Annotated in this window: 21 protein-coding genes; 17 read left to right on the top strand and 4 right to left on the bottom strand. The window is 32.8% G+C overall.

What is annotated here, in order from left to right:
- Window position 1: 1 nt before the first annotated feature.
- Window positions 2-1219, bottom strand: coding sequence for a gephyrin-like molybdotransferase Glp (glp, locus tag QZZ48_RS00805; protein ID WP_294960723.1), 1218 nt, complete (start codon window positions 1217-1219; stop codon window positions 2-4).
- A 38-nt stretch (window positions 1220-1257) separates the two neighbouring features.
- On the opposite strand from glp, the gene QZZ48_RS00800 reads away from it, so the two are divergent.
- The 11 genes from QZZ48_RS00800 to QZZ48_RS00750 all read left to right on the top strand — a co-directional run bounded on the left by QZZ48_RS00800 (window position 1258) and on the right by QZZ48_RS00750 (window position 10859).
- Window positions 1258-1665, top strand: coding sequence for a hypothetical protein (locus QZZ48_RS00800; RefSeq protein WP_294960720.1), 408 nt, complete (start codon window positions 1258-1260; stop codon window positions 1663-1665).
- Entirely contained in the window at window positions 1656-2333 is a 678-nt protein-coding gene (locus QZZ48_RS00795; protein ID WP_294960718.1) for a 16S rRNA (uracil(1498)-N(3))-methyltransferase, read from the top strand. Before QZZ48_RS00800 ends, QZZ48_RS00795 begins: the two co-directional genes overlap by 10 nt.
- A gap of 128 nt (window positions 2334-2461) precedes the next feature.
- On the top strand, window positions 2462-2662 hold the full coding sequence (gene rpmE / locus QZZ48_RS00790; RefSeq protein ID WP_294960716.1) for a 50S ribosomal protein L31: 201 nt from the start codon (window positions 2462-2464) through the stop codon (window positions 2660-2662).
- A 13-nt stretch (window positions 2663-2675) separates the two neighbouring features.
- A complete protein-coding gene (gene rsmI / locus QZZ48_RS00785; protein WP_294960714.1) occupies window positions 2676-3494 on the top strand; it encodes a 16S rRNA (cytidine(1402)-2'-O)-methyltransferase in 819 nt (272 codons plus the stop codon).
- Window positions 3495-3542: 48 nt separating this feature from the next.
- Window positions 3543-4223 carry a 23S rRNA (guanosine(2251)-2'-O)-methyltransferase RlmB gene (rlmB, locus tag QZZ48_RS00780; protein ID WP_294960711.1) on the top strand — a complete coding sequence of 227 codons (681 nt, stop codon included), beginning with the start codon at window positions 3543-3545 and terminating at the stop codon, window positions 4221-4223.
- Entirely contained in the window at window positions 4220-5053 is an 834-nt protein-coding gene (locus QZZ48_RS00775; protein ID WP_294960708.1) for a hypothetical protein, read from the top strand. Before rlmB ends, QZZ48_RS00775 begins: the two co-directional genes overlap by 4 nt.
- A complete protein-coding gene (locus QZZ48_RS00770) occupies window positions 5047-5883 on the top strand; it encodes a hypothetical protein (protein ID WP_294960706.1) in 837 nt (278 codons plus the stop codon). The genes QZZ48_RS00775 and QZZ48_RS00770 overlap by 7 nt, the downstream gene beginning before the upstream one ends.
- A gap of 85 nt (window positions 5884-5968) precedes the next feature.
- Window positions 5969-7189 (top strand): LL-diaminopimelate aminotransferase, encoded by a 1221-nt coding sequence (locus QZZ48_RS00765; RefSeq protein ID WP_294960703.1) that lies wholly within the window; start codon window positions 5969-5971, stop codon window positions 7187-7189.
- 1 nt (window position 7190) lies between these two features.
- The gene (locus QZZ48_RS00760; protein ID WP_294960700.1) at window positions 7191-8450 is read left to right on the top strand and encodes a homoserine dehydrogenase; all 1260 of its coding nucleotides are present in this window, start codon (window positions 7191-7193) and stop codon (window positions 8448-8450) included.
- Window positions 8451-8459: 9 nt separating this feature from the next.
- Window positions 8460-10529, top strand: coding sequence for a molybdopterin-dependent oxidoreductase (locus tag QZZ48_RS00755; RefSeq protein WP_294960698.1), 2070 nt, complete (start codon window positions 8460-8462; stop codon window positions 10527-10529).
- Window positions 10530-10859: a YraN family protein gene (locus QZZ48_RS00750; RefSeq protein ID WP_294960696.1), complete on the top strand. Its 330-nt coding sequence runs from the start codon at window positions 10530-10532 to the stop codon at window positions 10857-10859.
- A 1-nt stretch (window position 10860) separates the two neighbouring features.
- On the opposite strand, the gene QZZ48_RS00745 is transcribed toward QZZ48_RS00750, so the two are convergent.
- Window positions 10861-11610 carry a DUF3108 domain-containing protein gene (locus QZZ48_RS00745; RefSeq protein WP_294960694.1) on the bottom strand — a complete coding sequence of 250 codons (750 nt, stop codon included), beginning with the start codon at window positions 11608-11610 and terminating at the stop codon, window positions 10861-10863.
- Between the two features lie 95 nt (window positions 11611-11705).
- On the opposite strand from QZZ48_RS00745, the gene QZZ48_RS00740 reads away from it, so the two are divergent.
- The 5 genes from QZZ48_RS00740 (at window position 11706) to maf (ending at window position 17258) form a co-directional block, all read left to right on the top strand.
- Window positions 11706-13121 (top strand): aldehyde dehydrogenase family protein, encoded by a 1416-nt coding sequence (locus tag QZZ48_RS00740; protein ID WP_294960691.1) that lies wholly within the window; start codon window positions 11706-11708, stop codon window positions 13119-13121.
- 11 nt (window positions 13122-13132) lie between these two features.
- Window positions 13133-13561, top strand: a complete 429-nt coding sequence (locus tag QZZ48_RS00735; protein ID WP_294960689.1) for a DUF523 domain-containing protein — start codon at window positions 13133-13135, stop codon at window positions 13559-13561.
- 56 nt (window positions 13562-13617) lie between these two features.
- Window positions 13618-16167: an alanine--tRNA ligase gene (alaS, locus tag QZZ48_RS00730; RefSeq protein ID WP_294960856.1), complete on the top strand. Its 2550-nt coding sequence runs from the start codon at window positions 13618-13620 to the stop codon at window positions 16165-16167.
- The gene (locus tag QZZ48_RS00725) at window positions 16167-16649 is read left to right on the top strand and encodes a hypothetical protein (protein WP_294960686.1); all 483 of its coding nucleotides are present in this window, start codon (window positions 16167-16169) and stop codon (window positions 16647-16649) included. The genes alaS and QZZ48_RS00725 overlap by 1 nt, the downstream gene beginning before the upstream one ends.
- A gap of 63 nt (window positions 16650-16712) precedes the next feature.
- Window positions 16713-17258 carry a septum formation inhibitor Maf gene (gene maf, locus QZZ48_RS00720; protein WP_294960683.1) on the top strand — a complete coding sequence of 182 codons (546 nt, stop codon included), beginning with the start codon at window positions 16713-16715 and terminating at the stop codon, window positions 17256-17258.
- On the opposite strand, the gene QZZ48_RS00715 is transcribed toward maf, so the two are convergent.
- Window positions 17255-19282: a transporter substrate-binding domain-containing protein gene (locus QZZ48_RS00715; protein ID WP_294960854.1), complete on the bottom strand. Its 2028-nt coding sequence runs from the start codon at window positions 19280-19282 to the stop codon at window positions 17255-17257. The two genes, maf and QZZ48_RS00715, sit on opposite strands and share 4 nt — an antisense overlap.
- 64 nt (window positions 19283-19346) lie before the next feature.
- Window positions 19347-20315, bottom strand: coding sequence for an ABC transporter substrate-binding protein (locus tag QZZ48_RS00710; protein ID WP_294960681.1), 969 nt, complete (start codon window positions 20313-20315; stop codon window positions 19347-19349).
- 158 nt (window positions 20316-20473) lie between these two features.
- Between QZZ48_RS00710 and QZZ48_RS00705 the strand changes: the two genes are divergently transcribed.
- The gene (locus QZZ48_RS00705) at window positions 20474-21568 is read left to right on the top strand and encodes an aminotransferase class I/II-fold pyridoxal phosphate-dependent enzyme (RefSeq protein WP_294960678.1); all 1095 of its coding nucleotides are present in this window, start codon (window positions 20474-20476) and stop codon (window positions 21566-21568) included.
- Window positions 21569-21619 lie beyond the last annotated feature (51 nt).

Genomic DNA, 21619 nt, shown 5'->3' with positions numbered 1-21619 from the left:
TTTAACAGCTTACTAAACTTACTTTTTCTTTTGATGTAAAAGAAAACCTTACTGGAAGTATTTTAACTACTTCTCCAGATTTTATAGATTCAACACTGTCATTTATCATAATATAAGAGTTTGAAGATGCAAGAGGCGAAACCATTCCTGGAGCAAACTTTTCACATGGCTCAAAACTACTTCCATCAAAATATCCAGGGACTAAAGAAATACGACCTTTTTTTAGTTTGTAGTCATTTTTCATTTTTGTTTCAATTGAATTAAGATATTTCTCATTTACCCCACTTAAAGCAAGGATAATACTTTGCCCAAAGAGTTCAAAGTTTAGTGCTGCAGCTAGTGGATTACCTGGAAGGTTTAAAACTAAAGTTTCATTGATTCTTCCAAATGTTGTAGGTTTCCCTGGCTTTATTTCAATCTTATCAAATAGTGACTCTATATTAAATGCACTAAATGCTTCTTTTGTAAAGTCTGCATCTCCAACACTTACTCCACCTGATGTAATAATGAGGTCACTATTAAGAGCACTTTTAATATGCTCATGTAAGTCCTCTAAAGTATCTTGAGCAGTTCCTATAAAGTCAACCTCACATCCAAACTCTGAGGCACGTGATAATAGAGTAGGTGTGTTAGTATTATAAAGTTGATGTGATTGAACATTTTCAAAATGCATCTTTAGTTCACTGCCAGATGCAAAGATTGCGATGGTAGGTTTTTTATAAACTTTTATGTGGCTTATACCTTGAGAAGCGAGAAGTGTTATTTGATGAGCTTGTAATTTATCCCCACTATTTAAAAGAGTTTTGCCTTTTTTAATATCTTCACCACAAAGGCGAATATGTCTACCTTGTGAAAGGTTTGAAGGAAGAGTAACACCTTTTTCACATGCAGTTGTGTCTTCAACAGGAACGATACAATCACAACCCTCAGGAATCTTAGCTCCTGTCATTATTTTAATGCCTTTTTCAGATGTAAGAATTTCCTTAGAATCATCTCCAGCAAAAATAGTATGAGTAACTTTTACACATTTGCTTGCATCTGAGGCTTTTACAGCATAGCCATCCATTGCAGAATTATCAAATGGTGGAAGGTTATGTTGTGCAATTATATCTTGAGCTAGGATTGATCCTAAAGCTTGTTCAATTGGTAAAATTTTAATTGATTTTTTTTTAGTATTTTTATAGATGATTTCTAATGCTTCTTTTATTGTTACTGCCATTTATGCCTCTTATTAAAAAATTATAGTAGAATTCCACTATGAATGAAATGTATAATATGAGTATTGTAGCACATAACTACAGTGTTATTGGAATTTTAGGAACGATTTTTATCAATATTATGATGCTTTTTAGAGCACGTGATATTAAAAAATATTCAAGGTTTATGACAATATTTATGCCTATTGGTATGACTGTAATTGGAACAATTATATTTACTGGTGTAGTGATGATGGCAGCTAAACATCTGGAGTTTAGCGAAGAAAATATACTTATGATTATTTTTGCAATTGTGCTTATTATTTTAGAAAACACAAGATCTAAAAAATTGCAGTGTCTAGGAAAAGAAGAAGATGAACCACTGAGTCTTTACAAGAAGCAGGTATATAAGATATTTATGATAGAGATTATTATGGTTCTATCAATATCTATCTGGATGTGGCTTTGATATATATACTCCACGATGAAGCTTCAAAAAAGACTTTAAACTTAAAAGGTGAACTTCACAAATATCTTGTAAAAGTTCGTCGTCACAGTCTAGATGATGAACTTTTTTTTAGAAATAGAGATGATATTAAAATATTGCATAGGTATAAAATTGTAAATATAGAATCAAGATCTTTAGAACTTGAACTGCTCTCATCAAAAGAAGAAATAAGATGTAGTAAAAAATCTTTGCATATAGCATGGTGTGTTATAGATATTAAATCAATAGAAAAAGTTTTACCATCATTAAATGAGATAGGAGTTGAAAAAATATCTTTTATTTACAGTGATAGAAGTCAAAAAAACATTAAATTGGATTTTAAAAGATTTGAAAGAATTTTAGAAGCTTCCATGCAACAGTGCGGTCGAAGTTCATATATGGAGTTTGATACATATCAGGGCATAAAAGAGTTTATAACAAAATTTGAAGATGTAAAAGTTTTTGACTTTTGTGATAATATTTTAGAATCAGATGCAAACTTTGAGCGTGTTCTTATTGGTTGTGAAGGTGGTTTTTCAAAAGAAGAAAGAGAGCTTTTACAAAGCCAAGAAAGTTTTAGACTAGATACTCCTATGGTTCTTCGCTCTGAAAGTGCAGTTATGGCAGTTGCAAGCAAGATACTATTGTAAGTATGGTAAGTGGTAGTTTGTATCTTAAGATATAATTCGATATAATTCGAGTTCCAAAAATCCGCACCCATACGGATTAAAAAAATATATAGATATGCGTATTCAAATCGCGTATCAAAAGGCAAAAAATGAAAAAAGATCTTCACCCTAACTTAGTAACTTGTGCTGTAACATGTGCATGTGGTAACAGCTTTGAAACAAAAAGCGAACAAGAATCAATCCGTATTGACATCTGTAATGAGTGTCACCCATTCTTCACAGGTTCTGAAAGAATGGTAGATACTGCAGGTCGTATCGAGAAGTTTAACGCACGTTACGCTAAGAAATAGTCAAGAATTTTTCTTGCTTACATTTGTTCCAACTCCAATTGGAAACATAGGCGATATATCGCTTAGAGCTATTGAAGCTCTAAGCAACGCTGATACACTACTTTGCGAAGACACTCGCGTTACAAAAAAACTCATACATATTTTAAAAGAGAGATACAATACTGTTTTTAAAGAAGAACAGAAATTTATATCACTTCACTCCCATAATGAAAAATCTTTTGTTGAAAAACTAGAACCATCTTTTTTTGATCAAAATATTGTTTATGCTTCAGATGCTGGAATGCCAGGAATTAGTGATCCTGGACAACTTTTAATAAATTACGCTTTACAAAATAATATTGAGTATGATGTTCTTCCTGGAGCAAATGCTCTTTTAACGGCTTTTGTTGCTAGTGGATTTGTTGAGACACAGCTGCTATTTTGGGGATTTTTACCACATAAAGGTAAAGACAGAGCTACTTCACTCCAAGGTGCTTTACATAATAGTTTTACAACAGTACTTTATGAATCTCCACATAGACTAGAAAAGCTACTTCTTGAAATAAAAGAAGAAGAGCCTGCTAGAGAGATTTTTTTAGCAAAAGAATTAACTAAAAAATATCAAAACTATTTTCGTGGTACAGCAGAAGAAATTTTAAACAATTTAAATGACAATTTTCGTGGTGAATGGGTTGTTGTTATTCAAGCAGCAGAGAAGCATAATAGTAGTGCAATTTCGCAAAATGACATTTTGGACCTTGACTTGCCAAAAAAAGTACAAGCAAAACTTATTTCTAAAATAACAGGCGAAAATACTAAATCTTGTTACCAAAGATTGCTAAAACTGCAATAAAAATTATAAACTAACTAGATTATCACTTTTTTTTGCTAGAATATCTTTATGTTAATTTATGCTAAACAACCAATCAACTATATAATAGAAAATTATCCTAATAAAATCAAAACTCTGTATCTTGCAAAAGAACTTGAGAAAAAAGAGTATTCTCGATTAATGAAGATGAATTTTGAAGTCAAGCGCATCCCTCCAGATGCTGCAGGTAAAATGTGTAAAAATGCTATTCATCAGGGTATATTAGCCGAAGTTGATGATTATGAACTTCACCCTTTTAACTCATTTTTAGATAAAGATTTTGTTCTAGTTCTATCAGGTTTAACCGATGTTGGAAATATCGGGGCAATTGTTAGAACAGCTTACGCTATGGGTGTAGATGCAATCGTAGCATGTGGGATTAAGAATATAAACCTTGAACCTGTTATGAGAACCAGTACAGGAGCATTGTTCGATATGCCGTTTGCACTGGAACATAATATACATAATGTTATGAACGATTTAAAAACATCTGGTTTTTGCATCTATGGTGCAGACATGGGTGGAACAGATATTAGAGAAGTTAAGTTGAAACAAAAAAGAGTTCTAGTTTTAGGAAGTGAAGGAGAAGGTTTAACTTCTCGTGTCGTTTCTAAACTAGATGAAGTCGTTAGTATAAAAATGTTACATGGGTTTGATTCTTTAAACGTTAGTGTGGCAGGAGCTATTTTGATGGACAGGATGAGAATATGAGTGATGGACTTAGTAAGTTAAGAGGTATTGGTGCTCAAAAAATACATGAGTTGACTCATATAGCAAGACATCATGTTCAAGCTGTTCTTCATGAAACTTTTGATGATATGAATAAAATACAATTTTTAGGATTTATATCAATATTAGAAAGAGAATACGGTGCAGATTTAAGTGACTTAAAAGCTAAAGGACAAGAGTTCTATGCTGGAGAAAGCCCTAAACTTGAGCCAGACACAAAAGTTTTTGTATCTTCTAAAAAGAAAAAAAGTTATACTCTTATTTATATATTAGTAGTTGTAATTATATTTGCAGTTGCTGTATCCTTTACTCTAGATCTTACTTCTGCTGCATCTACTAAAGCAAAAACACATACTATTGATAACAGTGCTATTGAAAATGCTAAAGATAGTATGTCCCAAAATGCTATTATAGAAGATGAAAAGACTACTATAGAAGATAATAATACTACTATCCCTGTTGTTATAAAAGTTAAAACAGAACCAGAGCCTGAACTTATTCCTGAGGTAGAACCTGAAGTAATACAAACTGTAAAATCTTTTAAGCTAATGCCAAGGTCAGAACTTTGGGTAGGTTATATTGATCTTAGTAATTATAAAAAATATCAAAAACTTTTTAAAGGTGAATTAGATATTGATCCTAATAAAAACTGGATATTAACACTTGGACATGGTTATTTAAAAGTTGAGATAGACGGAGAAATTACAGAATTTAGAGACAAAAAAAATATTAGACTTTTATATAAAGATTCAAAACTATCAAGGATTACTTTTAGCGAGTTTAAAGAATTGAACAAAGGAAGTAAATGGTAAAAGTTTTTTTTGCCATTCTCCTATCTTTAACTCTTAGTTTAGCAGATGAAGTAAAAGAAGTAGACCTTTTAAAAGAAAAAATACAAACTCTTATAGAACCTCAAGTTTATAAACAAAATAGTGCATATATTGATATTCTGTTTTCTCCCGCTACAGATTACTATCTAGGTGAGAGAGTAGATGCGGTAAAGGTTATTCAAACACTTAAGGATAATGGGCTTTTAAATTTATTTTTTAAAAAACCAAGTGAGCTTACTCTTCATTTTAAAACAAGTGGTTCTCCTCTATTTTTTGTTAAAATTATGGGTGATACACTTAGAAATATAGGTTATTACAGATATGTTACACAAGAGTCAAACCTTAATAACTCTGAATTCACTTGGACTATTAACTTAACTTCTGAATATGCTACTGACCCATTAATATTGCAACAAGAACTTGGTAAAAGTGGTTGTAACATTGTAGATATCCATAGAAACACTCCAACTGACTGGACATATATAGTTGATATGAGAGATGGAGAACTAAACGTTGAAACTCTTGAAGATGGTTTTGAAGTAAAGTTGAAAAGATCACTTTATGCGAAGTGGATAAATGTTTCACAAATCAAAAAACTAAATATTATATCTTCAAGAAGAAATAGTTGGTATCCATACATTGCATATTATGACAACTCATTGCATCTACTAAAAGTCTTAAAAAAAGACACTAGAAGAAGTAGAATAATGCTTAACTTCAATGACAATGTTCATTATATAAAAATTTCTGATATTTATACTTTAAAAAATATTCGTGATGATTTAACCTTATCACCTCTAGGCTCAAGATAGCCCCACACATCAAACATAAGACTCCTTAGCTCTTTCTAAATATTTTTCGCTAAAATAACATCAATAATTTTACTAGGAATATTTGATGTTTGATGAAATACAGTTTGACAAAATGAAGAGATTACCAAAGTATGTTTTTGCTGAAGTAAATGACTTGAAGATGGCTGAGCGTAGAGCAGGTGCTGATGTTATTGACTTCTCAATGGGTAACCCAGATGGTGATACTCCAGAGCATATACGAGAAAAACTTGTAGAGTCAGCCCAAAAAACAAAAACACATGGTTACTCAACTTCAAAAGGTATACCTAAACTTTTAATGGCAATCTCTGATTGGTATAAAAGAAGATATGACTGTGATTTAGACCCTATGACAGAGTGTGTTGCAACTATGGGTTCAAAAGAGGGTTATGCACATCTTACTTATGCGGTTACTAACCCGGGTGATGTTGCTGTAGTTCCTGATCCGACTTATCCAATTCATGAATATTCTTTTATCTTAGCAGGTGGAAATGTTGTTAAGTTTGGCATAGAATTTGATGAAGACTATAAATTGGATGAAGATAAATTTTTTAAAGATTTAGATCGTGTTTTTAAAGAGAGTTCTCCTAAACCAAAATATGTACTAGTTAACTTTCCTCATAATCCGACGACTGTAACAGTAACTCAAGAGTTCTATGTTAAGTTAGTTGCAATGGCAAAAGAGAAAAGATTTTATATCATCTCTGATATTGCATATGGAGATATAACTTTTGGTGGTTATGTAACTCCTTCAATTATGAGTGTTCCAGGTGCAAAAGATGTTGCGGTTGAGAGTTTTACACTTTCAAAATCTTATAATATGGCTGGCTGGAGAGTTGGTTTCTTTGTAGGAAATGAAAAACTTATTGGCGCTCTTCAAAAGATAAAGTCATGGTTAGACTATGGTATGTTTACTCCTATTCAAGTTGCAGCTACTATAGCACTTAATGGCGACCAGCAATGTGTTAAAGATATTACAGATAAGTATGATCATCGTCAAGATGTTTTACTTGAAGCATTTGAAAGAGCTGGATGGAAAATACGCAAAAATCAAGCAAGTATGTTTGTTTGGGCTAAATTGCCTGAGTGTGTAGAGCATCTTGGTAGTTTAGAATTTTCAAAAAGACTATTAACTGAAGCTGGTGTAGCAGTGGCTCCTGGAATAGGTTTTGGTGCTTATGGTGAGAACTATGTTCGAATAGCACTTATTGAAAATGACAATAGAATCCGCCAAGCGGCTAAAAGTATAAAAGATTTTTTAAAACAGTTTGAAGAGGAAAAAAAATAGTATGATAAAAGTAGGAATAATGGGTGTTGGAACTGTTGGAACAAGTGTAGCTCAAATTTTAAAAGACAATGCAGAGATTATTTCTGCTCGTGCTGGTGTTGATATATCAGTTAAGAGTGGTGTTGTTAAAAATCTTAACAAAGATAGAGGTTTAGATATCTCTCTTAGCGATAATGTTGATGACATTCTAAATGATGAAGAGATTGATATTGTAGTAGAACTTATGGGTGGAGTAGATGAGCCATTTGAAGTTGTTAAACGCGCACTTAAAAATGGAAAAGCAGTTGTTACAGCTAACAAGGCACTACTAGCTTATCACCGTTATGAGCTTCAAGAGATTGCTGGAACTATCGCATTTGAGTATGAGGCTTCAGTAGCTGGTGGTATTCCAATCATTAATGCTCTTAGAGATGGTTTGTCTGCAAATCATATCGAATCAATCATGGGAATCATGAATGGTACTTGTAACTATATGATGACTAAGATGACTGAAGAGGGCGTTGCTTATGATGCTATTTTAAAAGAGGCTCAAGAACTTGGTTATGCAGAAGCTGATCCAACTTTTGATGTTGGTGGATACGATGCTGCTCATAAACTACTTATCCTTGCATCTATCGCTTATGGCTTAGATGCCAAGCCTGAAGATATTTTAATCGAAGGTATTGAGAATGTTAGCCAAGATGATATTACTTTTGCAAAAGAGTTTGGTTACGCTATAAAACTTTTAGGAATTGCTAAAAAAGATGCAAATGAAGTAGAACTTAGAGTTCATGCTTGTTTGATTTCAAAAGATGAGATGATTGCTAAAATAGATGGTGTTATGAACGGAATCTCTGTTGTAGGGGATAAGGTTGGTGAGACACTTTATTATGGTCCTGGAGCTGGTGGAGATGCAACTGCAAGTGCTGTTGTTGCAAACATAATTGATATTGCAAGAAGTGGAAAATCAACTCCAATGCTTGGATTTGATAAGCCAATGGAAGGAAAACTTACTTTAAAAGCTACTGACGATATTAACTCAAAATACTATCTTCGTATAAATGTATCTGATCGTGCAGGAGTACTTGCAAAAATAACTAAGGTATTTGAAGATAACAATATTTCAGTTGAGACTATGCTTCAACGTCCATCTTCAACTAACTCTGCAAACTTACTTATTTCTACTCATATAGCACTAGAAAAAGATATTCAAAATATGATAAAAGAGATTGAAGAGTTAGAGTTTGTAAACTCAACTCCAGTAATGATTAGAATAGTATAAAGGACTTTTATGCCAAATATAGAAACTATAGATAGTGTATGTACATATTGTGGAGTTGGCTGTGATATAGCAGCAAATGTAGATACTAAAGAGAATAAAATTGTAAAGATTTTTGCTCATCCAGATGGTGTAGTTTCTCAAGGCAAGCTCTGTATCAAGGGTAAGTATGGTTTTGGTTTTGTAGATGCTCCAGATAGACTTCGTATTCCTAGAATCAGAAAAAGTTTCTTAGAAAAAAATCCATCAATCAAGGAAGCTATCTCTTCTTTTTTAGTTGATTTAGATGAAACTTGGTATGAAACAGACCTTGATAATGCAACTACAGCTTGTACAATGAAGTTAAAAGAGACTCAAGCTAACTATGGTCGTAAATCTATTTGTTCTATCGGTGGAGCAAGAACTTCTTGTGAATCATCTTACCTTTTTCAAAAATTCACTCGTCATACTCTAAACTCTCCACATGTAGATAATTGTGCTCGTGTTTGTCACTCCCCATCACTAAGTGGTATGAGAGTAACAATTGGTGAGGGTGCTGCTACTAATACTTACAATGATATTTATAACACTGAATTTATGATAGTTATTGGTTCAAACACAACAGAAGCACATCCAATTATTGCTAATCGTATGATTGATGTTGCGCGTAAAAAAGACAACTTGGCTGTTTTTGATGTACGTGAGATTAAACTTCATAGATTTTCTAAATACAAGGCTATTATGCCTCATGAAGCAAACTTATTAACTCTAAATATGCTTGCCTATGTAATTATAGAAGAAGAGCTTTATGATGAAGACTTTTTAAAAAATCGTACAAAAGATTTTGATGCATTTGCCGAGAAAATTATTAATGATCCCTTTGCTAACCCAGACTACTATAACGAGATAGAAGGTTATGAGTATCTTTCTAAAATGATAAGAAAAGTTGCTCGTGAATATGCACTTAAAAAGTCTATGATTTTTTGGGGACTTGGAATAACTGAACATATTGATGGTTCTTACGCTGTAATGGCAATGGTTCACTTGAGCTTAATGACTGGTAATATTGGAAAGAGTGGAGCAGGTCTTATGCCTCTTCGTGGTCAAAATAATGTTCAAGGAACATGTGATATGGGAATGCTTCCATATTATGCTCCTGATTATCAAGTACCAAAAGAGATTGGTCTTATGACTCCTCAACTTGTTGATGAGATGTTAGAAGATAGAGTTAAAGTTGTACTTAATATTGGTGAAGATTTAACTCATATTCATCCAAATCTTAATAAAATAGATCGTGCAATTGAGAAGCTTGATATGATTTTTGTTCAAGAGCTTTTTATGACTGATATTGCAAAACGTGCGGATATTGTTGTTGGTGTAAAATCAGCATATGAAAAAACAGGTGTTTATGTAAATGCTATGCGTCGTCTGCATCTATCTCAGCCCCTAGTTAAATCTGACTTGCCTGATGACTGGGAAGTATTACAGATACTTGATAATAAAATGGGTGGAGATTACGACTATAAAACGAGTGAAGATGTATGGAGTGAAGTTCAACGCGTTGCTTATAGACGCTTTTCGGGAGCTGATTACCATAGACTTGAGAAACATCGTAAACGTGGTCTTCAGTGGCCTGTACATACTGAGGATACACCAATTCTTCACCAGTTAGACTTTCGTACTGAAGATGGACTTGGTCATTTTAAATATAATCAATATAAACTTCGTGGAATGATAAAAGAGATACTTGATAAAAAACTTACAGGTTATCACTTAAGTACAGGTAGAACTCTTGCTCAATATAACAATGCTTCGCAAACTTCAAGATGTGAATCTTTAATGAAACGTTATGATGAAGATGTACTTCTTGTTTGTGAAGAAGATGCAGCTGATTTCACGAGTGAACGGGTTATATTAAGAAGTGAGTTTGGTGAGACAACACCACTAACTATAAAAATAACAGATAAGGTTCAACCAAAAACATTGTTCTCAACTTTCCATCATGCAAAAAGTAAAATTAACGCTCTCTTTGGAGATGCTCATGATGAACTTATAATGACTGCTGCATTTAAGACAATTAAAGTAGAAGTAATAAACACTTAGATGAGTAGAGCCAAAGGAAATTTAGCTGAAGACAAAGCATGTAAATTTCTTGATGAAAATGGCTTTATGATAATAGAGCGAAACTTCTACTCACGTTTTGGTGAGATAGACATTATCGCAACAAAAGACGAAGTTCTTCACTTCGTCGAAGTAAAAAGTGGACTTGACTATGAGTCTGCAATCCAAAACATAACACCTCAAAAATTATCAAGACTACTTAGAACAGGCGATGTTTATATGAAAAAGAATTCTTTAGATGTAGATTTTATGTATGACGCGATTATAGTTACTCCACAAGATGTGGAACTTGTAGATAATATAACAATCTAATTTACTTTACTCTTCTAACACTTGCATTTCCAAAAAATAAAATACCGTCAATCCTAGTTTCATATAAAATATTTTCACTATCTAAAATAAATGTAGCATCTTTAGACCCACCACTAAGATAGTCTTTTTTAACTCTTACGCTAAAGATAGACTTATCGTCTTCTTGTCTTATATGCTTAACTATAATGCCTTGTTCAGTATCTTTACTACCAAGAGCATTCATCTGTTTTGTCTCATCTTTTTTCATAGAAAGAAGATTGTGTTTTTTGTTAAAAAAGACACTTATCATATCATCTTGGTATATTTCATCTAAAACTTTTTCTTTTTTTGTAATAATATCCTTGTAGCTAACGTTATATCTCACATGAATAATATCAAACTCTGATATTTCCACTCTATCTTTTTTATACTCATTAACAATAGTTTTATTATTAGCATAATCGATAGTATAAGTTTTTATTTTCTCAAAACCATTGCCATACTCAGAGTTAATATACTTTTGTGGAATAAGCACCCCATCTTTAACTAAACCAATGCTTTGCAATATATACTGCTTGTTATTAGTAAGTTTACCAACAATACCAACTCCGCTTCCTATGATTTTAATGCTGTACTTTTCACCATCATTGTCATATACAACTTTTGCAGCAGCTATTTTGCCAAATATAGACAACTCACCTATATAATCCATCTTCATAGTGTTAGCATTTAGACTTAGTGATATTAGTATTAGTATAATAATCTTTTTCATAACAAGCTCCTCTAAGTATGTAAAATTAACATAACTCTGTGTGGATTAAATGTGAAAGAAATGATATAATATTTTAAAATAAATTGGAGATTTTCATGGATGCAAAAATATTTTTTGGCTCAACAGAGCAAACAGGTGAAAACTTCAGTGAGAGAATAAGTCCTTACAGGGGAGATGTAGTTTCTCGTGCTCCTATCTGTAGTGAAGAAGATGCAAAGAAGGCTTTAGATATTGCACACTTATCGGCAAAAGAAGCTAAAAAGAGCACTCTATCTCAAAGATGTGATTGGCTTTTGGATGTATGTTCTAAGCTAAAAGAAAATAGAGAAGATATAGCTCAAACTATAACTGATGAGGTAGGTAAACCTATATCTTTTTCTCGCATAGAAGTTGATAGATGCATAGAAACTGTTACTTTATCATGTGAGACTATGCGTACTATGCATGGTGAAACGATCAATACAGATGCCATGGCTAGTGGAAAAAAAACAATGGCATTTTTTACAAGAGAGCCAGCTGGTGTTGTTGTAGCTATAACACCTTTTAATTTTCCACTAAACCTTGTAGCACATAAACTCGCTCCTGCCCTTGTTGCAGGTAATGCTGTAGTTTTAAAACCAACTCCTGAAGCACCTCTAACTGCTTATAAATTTGCAAAACTATTTATTGATAGTGAGTATGCGATAAAAGATGCTCTTAGTGTTGTATATGGTGATGCTGAGGTTGGAAGTGCTCTAATTACCAGCGACATTCCAAGAGTCATAAGTTTTACTGGTTCTGTCCCTGTTGGAAATATTATTACTAAAAGTGCAGGAATAAAAAAAGTATCCCTAGAGCTTGGTGGAAATGCTGCAACATACATAGATTCAAGTGCAGATTTGGATCTTGCGGCAACTCGTTGTGCATTTGGTGCTTTTGTAAACTCAGGTCAGGTTTGCATCTCTCTTCAACGCATCTATGTCAATGCTGATATATATGATGAGTTTGCATCTAAGATGGCAGAAGAAACTAAAAAATTAGTAGTTGGTTCTCCTTATGATGATGATACTTTTTTAGGTCCACTTATAGATGATGAGTCTGCTATTCGTGCTATGAATTGGGTAAAGAGTGCAGTTAAAGAAGGTGCGACATCTATGCTTGAGTTAAAACGTGAGGGAAGAATGTTTTACCCTTGTGTAATGGCTGATGTGCGTGATGATATGGCGATAGTTTGTGAAGAGGTTTTTGCTCCTATAGTCTCCCTTGTAAAAGTAGATAATTTTGATGATGCAATTCCTCGTATGAACAACTCTCCTTATGGTCTTCAGTTTTCTGTTTTTACAAATGATTTAAGTATAACAAAACGCGCTATTTCAGAGTTAGATGCAGGTGGAATTATTATAAATGACATACCTACCATTCGTTTTGATATTCAGCCATATGGCGGATTGAAATTAAGCGGAGTAGGGCGTGAAGGTCCTAAGTTTGCTATAGAAGAGATGACAGAAATAAAAAGTGTCATTATTTGTTAATGAAAAAAAAAGTGATTGTTTCGTCTTGTTTACTTGGTAATTTATGCCGTTATGACGGTAAAACAAAAAAAAGTACAGAAATTATAGATGCCCTTAAAGAGTATGAAATAATTCCTTTTTGTCCTGAAGCTCCAATCTTTGGAACACCGAGACAGAGAATTAGTGTTATAAATATTGATGCAGATAACAGGATAATAACCGATGTTACTAAAGAAGATGTAACACAGCTTTTAGAAGATGAAATTAACTCATTTATAAAAGATAATCCAGATGCGAACAAGATAATTTTAAAGTCAAAAAGTCCGAGCTGTGGGTTTGGAACTACTCCAATATTAAATGAGCAAAGAGACATTCTCCATTACTCAAATGGAATTGCGGCTGAAATATTCAAAAAAAATTACAAAAACACCAAAATAGAGGACGAAAACACTTACTTTTAACTCTTTTTATCCCCATTTTTAGATATAATCGAGCAATTTTATAAAAGAGAATAATGATGGATATTAGAGAAGAGTACTTAAAATTTTTTGAGTCAAAAAACCATAACAGAATTGCGTCAGCGCCACTAGTGCCAGAAGATGCTTCACTTCTTTTCAACAATGCTGGAATGGTGCCTTTTAAGTCAATTTTTACAGGTGAAATTCCTAGACCTACTAACCCAAGAGCTACTTCATGTCAAACATGTTTAAGAGCCGGTGGAAAGCATAACGATTTAGAAAATGTTGGACATACAGCAAGACACCATACATTTTTTGAGATGTTAGGAAACTTTAGCTTTGGTGACTACTTTAAAGAAGAAGTACTTGACTACGCATGGGAGTTTTTAACAGAGGTTCTAGAACTACCTAAAGATAAACTTTGGATTACTATTCATGAGAGTGATGATGAAGCTGAACTTCTGTGGCAAAAACATGTTCCACTAGAGAGAATTCTTCGTCTTGGTGATGCTGATAACTTTTGGTCAATGGGTGATACTGGACCATGTGGACCATGTAGTGAAATCTTTTATGATCAAGGTGCTGAGAATTTTTCTGGCGAAGAAGATTATCTTGGTGGTGAGGGTGACAGATTTTTAGAAATTTGGAACCTTGTATTTATGCAGTATGAAAGAAATGCTGATGGAACAATGACGCCACTTCCAAAACCTTCAATCGACACAGGTATGGGACTTGAACGTGTTGTAGCTATAAAAGAGGGAGTTCTTAGTAACTATGATTCATCTCTATTTATGCCTATCATTAGGGATGTTGAAAAACTAATTGGCAAAGAGTATTCATATGCAACTGGGGCATCTTATCGTGTAATTGCTGATCATATTAGAACTGCACTTTTCCTTTTAGCTCAGGGTATTAACTTCTCAAATGAAGGACGTGGTTATGTGCTTCGTCGTATTCTTCGTCGTGCTGTAAGACATGGTTACCTTCTTGGTTTTAGAGAAGCTTTCATGTACAAACTTGTAAATACTGTTGTAGAACTTATGGGTGGAGAATATGATTATCTAATAGTAAAAGCAAAAGCTGTTACAGAACAAATACAACTTGAAGAAGCAAGATTTTTCAAGACTATTGAGTCTGGAATCGCTCTATTTGAAGAAGAACTTTTAAACACAAAAGAGACTTTTTCAGGTGAGGTTGCATTTAAACTTTATGATACTTTTGGTTTCCCACTTGACCTGACAGAAGATATGTTAAAAGGTAAAAACCTTAATCTTGACTCTGCAAAATTTGAGGAGCTAATGTTAGAGCAACGTACTCGCGCTAAAGCTGCTTGGAAAGGTAGTGGTGATTCTGAGACTCATGGTGATTTTAAAGAGCTTTTAGAGAAGTTTGGCGAGAACACTTTTGTTGGTTATGAGTTTACTCAACATTCAGGGGAAGTACAAGCTCTTCTTGATGATAACTTCAAGAGTGTGCAAACCTTACAAGCTGGTTCAAAAGGATGGGTTCTTTTAGATATAACTCCTTTTTATGCTTTAAGTGGTGGTCAAACAGGTGACAATGGAGAGCTTGAAGGTTTTGCTAAAGTTGAAGATACTAAAAAGTTTTTCGACCTTAACCTTTCACAAATCACTGTTACATCAACAATAAAAATTGGTGATCTCGTAGATGCTAAGGTTGATATTTCAAGAAATGCAATTATTAAACATCACTCAGCTACTCACCTTTTACACGCTGTATTATCTGATGTTTTAGGCGATCATATTTCTCAAGCAGGTTCACTTGTTGAAGCTAAGAGACTTAGATTTGACTTCTCTCATCCAAAAGCTCTAAGTCATGCTGAAATAGCTGAGATAGAAACTAGAGTTAACAATGATGTACTTAAAGGCATAAGTGCAAATACTCAAGTAATGGGTATACAAGATGCTAAAAATAGTGGTGCAAAAGCTCAATTTGGTGAGAAGTACGGTGATGAAGTTCGAGTAGTTAGTTTTGCAGATGCATCTGTAGAGTTTTGTGGTGGAGTTCATGTTGATAACACTGCAAATATAGGTTCATTTATCATTACTAAAGAGAGTGGTGTTTCTGCTGGTGTTAGAAGAATAGAAGCTGTTTGTGGTAAAGCTGCATACCAACACTTCTGTGAGCAAAGAATGCTTATCAAACAAGTTGAAAGTGATGTTAAAAACTTAGATGTTCTAGCGGGTGTTGCTAGACTTAAGTCAAATATAACAGAGTTGAAAACTGAACTCAAAGATGCTCAAGAAAGCTCAAAAGTTGAAATAACATCTAATGAAATTAATGGTGTTGCAGTTGTAGTTGAAGAGTTAATCTCTGGAGACATCAAAGAAAAAATTGATGAACTTAAAAATGCAAACGAATCTCTTTGTGCAATGCTTTTTCAAGTAAAAGGTGACAAGGTTCTAATAGCTGCTGGTGTTAAAAATGCTTCTGCTAAAGCTGGTGACTGGATTAAGAATATTGCTCCAATCCTTGGTGGCGGTGGCGGTGGTCGTCCAGACTTCGCACAGGCTGGTGGAAAAGATAAAACTAAATTACCTCAAGCTAAAGAAGCATCTCTTGCTTTTATAACAGAAGCTCTTTCATAGTGCAAGAAATTTTTGTTGAGTATAAGACATTAGTAGTTTTCTTACATGTCATCTCAGCAGTTGTATGGGTTGGTGGCATGGTATCTATGGGATATGCTGCTCATCCATCATTTATCGAAATTGAGTCTCCAGCAAAAAGACTTGAACGTATATCTCATGCACTAAAAAGACTATTTACTATAGTTCTTCCATTTGTAATTATTCTAATTATAACAGCTATCATAATGATAAAAGGTTATGGTCTCTCATATACTAAATACAGTACTTTATCTCACGCAAAAGAAGCTATATGGTCTCTTATGTTTATAAACCTTATCGTAATGATAAAGCGAAGAAATAGAGCTGATAAGATGCTAAACGAAGGTAATTTTGCAGGTGCTAAATCTCAGTTAGAGCTTATTGGTAAGTTTATGGTTCCTCTAAATATCCTTTTAGGAATCACAGCTATTTTTATAGGATCATATTTTTCTTCAAGTTTTTAATAATAAGCTATAAACAGAGAAAACTCTTGAAGAGTAATTAAAATAACTTAAGGCATTTAGTATATGATAAGACTCGCATCTGGTTCTCAGACTCGCGCTATGCTTCTACGTGAAGCTAGTATAGAGTTTATTCAAGAGGCCATAGATTTCGATGAAGATGCCATTGTTGCATCTTCACCTAAGAACTTTGTATATCAAGCAACACTTGGAAAATATGAAGTCAATTTAAAAAAATTTGGAATTGAAGATTACCCAATACTTGTTGCTGATACTGTTGTAACTGCACAAGGAAAAATTCTTCGCAAAGCTAGGTCTAAAGATGAAGCAAGAGATATTTTAATGACTCAAAGCGGAAATATAACTTCTATAGTTACTTGTATGATTTACCACTCAAAAGAGAAAAAAATTATAGATATCTCTCAAACAGATTATATTTTTGATGAATTTAATCTTGATGATTTAGAATTGTACCTACAAAGTGGTGAGTGGAGAGGAAAGGCTGGCGCTTGTATGGTTGAAGGCTTTTGCAAGTCTTATATCAAAGAAGTAAGAGGATTTGAAAGTACTGCAATGGGACTAAATACAGATACTCTAAAAGCCTTTATTTAAGAACTAACGCAGATTTTATTTCTACCACTATTTTTTGCTTCATAAAGAAGTATATCTGCCTCTCTATAGAGTTCATTTTCATCATCTATAGAGGTTGCATCTTTTATGGCAAGACCAAATGAGACTGTTAGATACTTACTTGCACTATTCTTTTTATGCTCAATTTTTAAATCTTCTATATTTTGTTTTACTTTTTCTATAAACTTGATAGCTTCTTTAGGTGAATGCCCTTTAAATATTAGTGCAAACTCTTCTCCTCCTAATCTAAAACAATAATCATCCGCTCTTGTCATAGAAGCTTTTATGCAAGCTGAGAGGCTTTGAAGTGCTTGATCTCCGCTAATGTGACCATATGTATCATTGTATTGTTTAAAGAAATCTATATCTAGTAGAGCAAAACAAATATTGTATTTCTCACGTTTAGCGCTATTGATAAGTTTTGGAAATATCTCATTAAAATATCTTCTGTTATACAGAGATGTAAGTTCATCTGTAATGGAGAGTTTTTGTAGTTTTTTCTCTGTCTCTTTACGATTATTTATCTCATCATTTAACTTTCTATTTGCACGAAGAATGATTAAAAGTATAGTTATAAAAAGTAAGCCTAATCCAATAATCCACTGTAAAACAGGTTTATAGTTCACATCATTATCATAATTAACAGATACCCATTTATTTAATATTGCTTGTTCTTTATCTGCTGGTATTTTAGCTATAACCTTATCAAAAATGTTTCTTAGTATTGGCTCGTCATTTCTAACTGCAACTCCAAGTTCTAACTTCTCATCAAACTTACCAGCTATCTTTAACTGCCCAATATAATTTTTTTGTATATGATAACCGGTAGTTGCAAGAGTACCAATAAATCCAAATAGTTTAGCGTTTTCTACTTGGTGAAGACCATCTTTGATGTTCTTCACTTCAACAATATTCATATCAGGATATTTATCTTTAAGAATCTCTGCAAAAGCATAATCTTTTGCGATACCGATTTTTTTATTGACTACTTTGCTAATATCATTGATAAAAAATTCATCAATATTTGTCACAATCACCAGTGGAATATGTAGATATGATTTTGTAAAATGAAAATATTTTTTTCTCTCTTTTGTTGGAATCACTAAGGATAAAACATCACACTTCCTTTGTAATCCTAGTTTTAAAGATTCGCTCCATGTTTTAGTGGGTAAAAGTTCAATTGGCGTGCCTATTTCTTTTTCTATTATTTTTATATACTCAGCACTCATACCAATATGTTTTCCATTTTCATTTTTCTCAAATGGCATCCAATCCGGATCAATACAAAGCTTAATAACTTTTTTCTTTTTTAGATAAGCAATTTCTTTACTAGTTAATATTTCATTCTTTTGAATATTTCTAATTTTTATCCATTTTGAAATAATTTCATTTTTTTGATCTTGAGATAGGATAGCTAAGGCTTTGTTAATGAGAGAGTGAAGTATCTTGTGCTCTTTATTTATCCCCATACTTATTGGAAACCTTTTAGTGTCTGTAAAAGCCGCAGAGATATCAGTAAATAAATTGTCTTGGATAAGGTTATGGTAGGAGATATATCCAACAATTGCGTCAACTTCTCCATACTGAAGCATATTCATCTCTTGTATCGCATCAGAAGCATATACTAGTTCAATATTTTTAACTTTTGAGAAGTATGACTCCATCATTCTATGCCCTCGTATTATGGCTACCTTTTTTCCTTCTAAGTCCTTTAGAGACTTATACTTATCTTTATTTTTTCTATTTGAAAATATAATAAAGTTTGTAAACAAATATGGGTCTGTAATAAGATAATCTTTTTCATTTTTATGGTGTTTAAATATAGATGCTAATCCATAATTTCCATTTTTTTTAGAAACTTCATGTCCTGCTGTTTTATCTATTACCCTTAAGTCAACTGAAATTTCTATCCCTATTTCTTTAGATAAAAGATTAAAGTAGTCTTGTATGATTCCAACTACATGATTGTCTTTATTTAAAAAAAGTAGAGGTTTTTGATATTTAATTGCAGCAAATTTAACTTCAGGATTATTTTTTATCCACTCTTTTTCTTCTTTAGTGAGAGTTATGTTACTTTTCTTTTTCTTCTTTAGTGAGAGTTATGTTACTTTGTGATGGTTTAAAAATATAATCATGAATATCTACTTCATTTTTTATTAGACCATGTTTTTTGTATATTTGAAGTGTGTATTGTATTCTTCCCTTGTCTAAAGTACCTATTGGAATTAGTTTATGCTGTATGACTTCTTCTAGTGTATTTGCTTCATATCTTAGATGCTCTATTGACTTTGACGCGGCATATTTTTCTTTTATAAGTTTGATTATTTCTTCTTTATGCTCTAGTGCATAGTACCAACCTTTAATGGTCGCTTTTTTAAACTTTTCTACTCTTTTTGGGTGATTTTTTGCTTCTTGGTTATTCGTAAAAAGCATATCTCCATATAAATCCAGTCCATAATTAGCTGGATGTATAATATTTATATCTATGCCTCTTTCTTTAAAATAGAAATATTCATTTGTAAGATATCCAGCATAAGCGTCAAATTTTTTGTTAATTAGAGCTTCATAGGTATATGTGTCTTTAATTCTTTTAAGGTTGGGTGTAACTTCAATATGTTGAAGCATTGATAAGATACTAAATCCATCAGTATCTTTTTTATAAAACATTAGTTTTTTATTGTTGAGTTTGTATGGAGAGTCTAAGCCACTACTTTTTAAAGTCATAATAACAGCAGGAGAATGCTGAAAGATAGGTGTAACTATAGTTATTGGTTCTTTTTTTGCCTTGTATAAAAATAAGATAGAATCAGCTACTCCATACTCAGAGTCGCCATTTATAACTTGCTCTATATTATTTTTACTTCTGTCTCTTTCTCTTATCTCAACATCAAGACCAAGCTCTTCATAAAAGCCTTTTTCTTTTGCTGCATAGTAACCAGCAAATTGGAACTGATGAAGCCATTTAAGTTGTAAAGACACTTTTTCATTTGCATGAAGAGAGAAAGTAAGACTAAAAAATAAAATAAAAAATATTTTCATAATATGCATATTAATACCTTATAAATATTTTACACTAAATCTCTTGATAAGCCATTGAAAATTTGCATTATACAATATATGATAAAGAAGAAAAAAATTACTATAGTATAATACACTTATATATAAAAAGAGTAAAAAATAGTTGCGGTTGGATAGATATGTATTATGATAATGAGATAAAAGCACTTAAGCGTTCGGCTAGATATAGAACAAGAGAAGTAGTTAACAATGATATTTTAGACTTTGCATCTAATGATTACTTAGGTCTTTCACACAACAAAGAGCTTCATAACAAAACTACTCAAGCCTTATCAGAACTTCCACTTCATAGTTCAAAAGCTTCTCTATTGGTAAATGGTTATCATCAAATACATAAAGATTTTGAAGACTCTTTAAAAGAGGCAAACAACTTTGAAGATGCAGTAGTTCTGGGCAGTGGATTTAGTGCAAATATAGCTTTAATAGAAGCACTTGTAAGAAAGGGTGATGAACTATTTATGGATGAGCTCTACCATGCTTCTGGAGTCCTTGCATCTAGTCTTAATGGTATAAATGTAAAGTTCTTTAAACATAACGATATGAAAGAACTCTCTACAATTTTAGAAGCCTCAGATGCAAAGAGAAAGATAGTCGCAGTTGAGGGCATCTACTCAATGGATGGAGACTTGGTAGAAAAAGAAGTCTTTAGCATCTGTGATAAAGAAGATGCCATTCTTATAGTCGATGAAGCACATAGTTGTGGTGTTGTTGGAGACAAGCTTATGGGCGTGTTTGACCTTTATAAGATAGATGCAAAGCCAAACCATATAAAGATGGGAACTCTTGGTAAGGCTTATGGAAGTTTTGGTGCTTATATCTTAGCATCTGAGCATATAATCGAGTACCTTATAAATCGTGCTAAGCCAATTATCTATGCTACTTCACTCTCACTTTATGATACTTTACTAGCTCACAACTCTCTTAAGTTTATTCGCTCAAATACAAACTCTTTAAAGGGAGAAATAGCACTTCGTCAAAGAGTAGTTTTTGAAGAGTTGGGAATTGCCGTTGAAGGACTTATTGTTCCTATACTTATAGGAGATAATGCCAAAGTCCTAGATATGAAAAACAAACTCTTCTTAGATGGTTATGCAGTCGGTGGTATAAGACAACCAACTGTGCCAAGTGCTATCATTAGACTCATTGCTAGACTTGGTCAGAGTGAAGATGAGTTAAGAGTTGTATGTAAATCAATTAAAAGTATGACAGTTTGAAATATTCAAGAAGAGATAGAGATTTTTTTTGTACAATTGTAGCAATAAAAC

Origin of the sequence: Sulfurimonas sp. (assembly GCF_016744025.1) — a bacterium.
Lineage (GTDB): Bacteria > Campylobacterota > Campylobacteria > Campylobacterales > Sulfurimonadaceae > Sulfurimonas.
This window is presented reverse-complemented; position numbering and strand designations above follow the sequence as displayed.

Coding starts and splice junctions, on each gene's coding strand:
- rpmE (WP_294960716.1), top strand. CDS start 2,462: ATGAAAAAAGATCTTCACCCTAACTTAGTAACTTGTGCTGTAACATGT.
- QZZ48_RS00750 (WP_294960696.1), top strand. CDS start 10,530: ATGAGTAGAGCCAAAGGAAATTTAGCTGAAGACAAAGCATGTAAATTT.
- QZZ48_RS00705 (WP_294960678.1), top strand. CDS start 20,474: ATGTATTATGATAATGAGATAAAAGCACTTAAGCGTTCGGCTAGATAT.
- QZZ48_RS00745 (WP_294960694.1), bottom strand. CDS start 11,610: ATGAAAAAGATTATTATACTAATACTAATATCACTAAGTCTAAATGCT.
- QZZ48_RS00740 (WP_294960691.1), top strand. CDS start 11,706: ATGGATGCAAAAATATTTTTTGGCTCAACAGAGCAAACAGGTGAAAAC.
- alaS (WP_294960856.1), top strand. CDS start 13,618: ATGGATATTAGAGAAGAGTACTTAAAATTTTTTGAGTCAAAAAACCAT.
- QZZ48_RS00710 (WP_294960681.1), bottom strand. CDS start 20,315: ATGAAAATATTTTTTATTTTATTTTTTAGTCTTACTTTCTCTCTTCAT.
- glp (WP_294960723.1), bottom strand. CDS start 1,219: ATGGCAGTAACAATAAAAGAAGCATTAGAAATCATCTATAAAAATACT.
- QZZ48_RS00800 (WP_294960720.1), top strand. CDS start 1,258: ATGAATGAAATGTATAATATGAGTATTGTAGCACATAACTACAGTGTT.
- rlmB (WP_294960711.1), top strand. CDS start 3,543: ATGTTAATTTATGCTAAACAACCAATCAACTATATAATAGAAAATTAT.
- QZZ48_RS00760 (WP_294960700.1), top strand. CDS start 7,191: ATGATAAAAGTAGGAATAATGGGTGTTGGAACTGTTGGAACAAGTGTA.
- QZZ48_RS00755 (WP_294960698.1), top strand. CDS start 8,460: ATGCCAAATATAGAAACTATAGATAGTGTATGTACATATTGTGGAGTT.
- QZZ48_RS00765 (WP_294960703.1), top strand. CDS start 5,969: ATGTTTGATGAAATACAGTTTGACAAAATGAAGAGATTACCAAAGTAT.
- maf (WP_294960683.1), top strand. CDS start 16,713: ATGATAAGACTCGCATCTGGTTCTCAGACTCGCGCTATGCTTCTACGT.
- QZZ48_RS00770 (WP_294960706.1), top strand. CDS start 5,047: ATGGTAAAAGTTTTTTTTGCCATTCTCCTATCTTTAACTCTTAGTTTA.
- QZZ48_RS00775 (WP_294960708.1), top strand. CDS start 4,220: ATGAGTGATGGACTTAGTAAGTTAAGAGGTATTGGTGCTCAAAAAATA.